The organism is Shigella sp. SIG6 (genome assembly GCF_053555815.1).
Genome location: NZ_JBQZXC010000215.1, coordinates 1 through 3297, shown reverse-complemented (window position 1 = coordinate 3297; position 3297 = coordinate 1). Strand labels below are relative to the sequence as shown.

Below are 3297 nucleotides of genomic sequence, written 5' to 3'. Positions count from 1 at the left end.
CGGTATCGTCTGGTTTTTCAATTTCCTATATGTCAAGCTTACAACATTAACAGGCGCTGCATGTGACACCTGTTAATGATAAAGGCATATAGGATGTTGTAACTAATATTGTGAAATAAGAAACCCGGTCGAAACCGGGTTCAGAAGTAACGGTGTTATTAGCACAACGGACGTACAGCTTCGCGCATCCCTTTTTCAAGAATCGCATCCAGGTCATTAGCAACCTGCTCGACCAGACCAGGCACTTGCGTCAGGTCCTGCTCCCAGTGGTCTTTTTCTGCCAACACAATCGCTACCAGTTCCTGGGTACCGATAACACGGTCACGATGCTGGCTCCAGAGTTGCTGATAACGTTCCAGCCAGTGTGCATCGTCCTGTACCGGATATGTTTCTCCGTTACGCTCACCACGATAGAACGCAATCAATGCCGCTAATGCGAAAGTAAGGCGCGCCGGAAGTGTGCCGTTTGCCTTCTGCCCTGCCAGCAGCTGCGGCAGGATGCGGGTGCGGAATTTGGTCATACCGTTGAGCGCGATAGACAGCAGCTGATGCTTAATGTACGGGTTACGGAAACGCCCGGTGACTGCACTGGCGAAAGATTCCAGTTCATCACGAGGCAAATCCAGTACCGGAATAATTTCTTCGTAGATGGCTTTTTCAACGAATGCGCAAATTTCAGCATCGTTCATCGCTTCACCTACGGTATCCAGCCCTGCCTGGAACGCCACCGGCACCAGCGCGGTGTGCGCACCGTTGAGGATTGCCACTTTGCGTTCTTTATACGGTTTAATATCGTCAACAATCAGCACGTTGAGCGGATATTTGTCCAGGCGCAGCTCAGTCGCTAAGGATTTCGGCCCCTGAATCACAAACAGGTAAAAGTGTTCAGCGGTGTCGAGGAAACCATCGTGATAACCCAGTTCTTCTTCCAGTTTAGCCACTTCATCGCGCGGATAACCGGTAACGATACGGTCCACCAGCGTAGAACAGAAGCTGTTAGCCTGATCCAGCCATTGAATAAATGCTTCTGGCAGTGCCCACTCTTGCGCATAGCGCAGCACCAGTTCACGCAACGCGTCGCCATTGTAGTCAATCAACTCACACGGAATGATGATCCAACCTTTATCCAGCGCACCGTTGAAATGGCTAAAGCGTTCGAACAGCAGACGGGTCAGTTTTGCCGGATAGCTTACCGCTGGCGCGTCATCGAATTTATCGCCCGCATGGTAGCTGATACCCGCTTCGGTGGTGTTAGAGAAAACAAAGCGCATTTCCGGGTTGTGCGCCAGTTTCAGGAATTCATCGTATTCACTGTAGACGCTGATTTCACGATTAACCGAGCGAATCAGACGCGCGTCGCTGACCGCTTCCCCCTTCTCATTCAGGCCACGGATAATGGTGGTGTACAGACCATCCTGCGTGCTCAGTGACGGCGGGAATGAAGTTTCAATCGGACGAACAACGACCACGCCAGAATTCAGATCGGTGTGCTCATTCAGGAGATCGATTTGCCAGTCAACAAAGGCGCGCAGGAAGTTACCTTCACCAAACTGAATGATACGTTCTGGATACTGTGCACCGGGAAAATCGCGACGATTTAGTGTTTTCACAATGGGTTCCCTTCTGATTAGTCATACAACCTGTTTAAATTGGTGCGACAGGTTAGCAAACTTTAATACGCCGACCCCCTGTTTTGATCAACTCCTGATGATTAATGAGCAGTTTTATGAGAAAAGTGTGGCGCGGATCATGGTTTAATCGAGGAAATACGCCTTTTCCTGGATCATAAAGTGGTAGAACACATTGCATTCAAATCGCGCGGAATGAATAAAGATGTCAGACAACTTCCTCACCGTAACGCATAGTGCTGGTACGGTTGCGCCCATCTTTCTTCGAGCGATACAGACACGTATCGGCTTCGACCATCAATTTATTAAAATCATCGGTCAGCGTTCGGTACGATGCGCGACCACTACCGACGCCAATACTTACCGTGAGATAAAGCGTTTTTTGTTGCCAGGTGAATGGTTGCAGTTCAACGCCTTTACGGATTTTTTCCGCCATTAGCAGACCATCGACAGGATTCACCGACGGCACTGCAACAGCAAATTCTTCGCCGCCCATGCGCGCCACCAGCCCCTTATCACCGACAATCTTCTGAATATGCCGGGCAAACACGCTTAACACTTTATCGCCACATTCATGTCCATAGTTATCGTTAATGCTTTTGAAATAGTCGATATCAAGCAGCATGACCGTCAGATGTTGCGTCTGTTTCAGCGATGGACTTTTCAGCGCCTCATAAAGACCGGACCGTGAGTAAACCTGAGTCAGAAAATCAAAGTCGGCTCACAGCGCAACTTGCTTCATTAGCAAATTGATCGCTGCCACGCTAAAAGAAACCATAATTGGGCATATCGCCATCGTGGCAATACCGAGACGTGCGGAGAACATTTCCGGAATGGAGAACGGCGAACCGAACGAGATATCAATCACCGAATTTGCCACCAGTACGATTTCCACCGCACCGGTGACAAAGGTCAACAGACATGTTACCTGCGGCGTATAGCGCACTGCACACCAGATTAATGCAGGCAGCGGGAACGCCAGACTCCCCGCTCCGCCAATGACTACCGAGGCAATAACCGACACAATAAGCGCGATGGCGGGCATCATCTGTTCTGCTTTAAAGCGCGGCAGCACTCCAGGAATAGCCAACGTCAGCATACAAGGCACGATCAACACGCCCGTTGAGAATTGCTCACTGAACCAGTCCGCAAGCAAAGGCCAGAAATCCAGACTATCAATACTGACCGAACCAATCGCCCCGACAATAGCGCATAATAATGCGGCAATCAGACAGTAATTAAATAGCCGTAAGGCACTTACTGGCTCATACTTATTTTTCCCCAGACGCTTATCCCGCACGACCAGTAAGGCGACGGTAACAATAAACATCATATTGGAGAAATTGATAACCAGTGAAACCAGTCCCCATTCGGTGGTTATGGCATCATAAACCAGCATCGCCACATAACTGATCGCATAGTAATGCAGTCGATTAAGCCAGACATAGCGGGCAAACACCCCCGCCATTACGCCATTCAGCGGCCAGAAAAGAGAAAGTTCGTGAACCAGCCGTAACTCTGCACCAATAAAATAGAACAGCGTGGTTAGCGCAAAAATAGCGATGCTATTACGTAGCAGATGACCTTCCTGGAACAAACGGAAAGTTGAAATGGGGTGTACATGCATTAATTATCTGTCCATACAATTGCGGGTGGCAATTATCTCAAC

Annotated in this window: 1 protein-coding gene and 1 pseudogene; both read right to left on the bottom strand. The window is 49.2% G+C overall.

Going from position 1 to position 3297, the window contains the following annotated elements:
- Nucleotides 1-158: 158 nt before the first annotated feature.
- Entirely contained in the window at nt 159-1610 is a 1452-nt protein-coding gene (gene uxaB / locus ACUU1M_RS19435; protein ID WP_000854633.1) for a tagaturonate reductase, read from the bottom strand.
- Nucleotides 1611-1836: 226 nt separating this feature from the next.
- Nucleotides 1837-3255, bottom strand: a pseudogene (locus tag ACUU1M_RS19430) (sensor domain-containing diguanylate cyclase).
- Nucleotides 3256-3297: the final 42 nt, after the last annotated feature.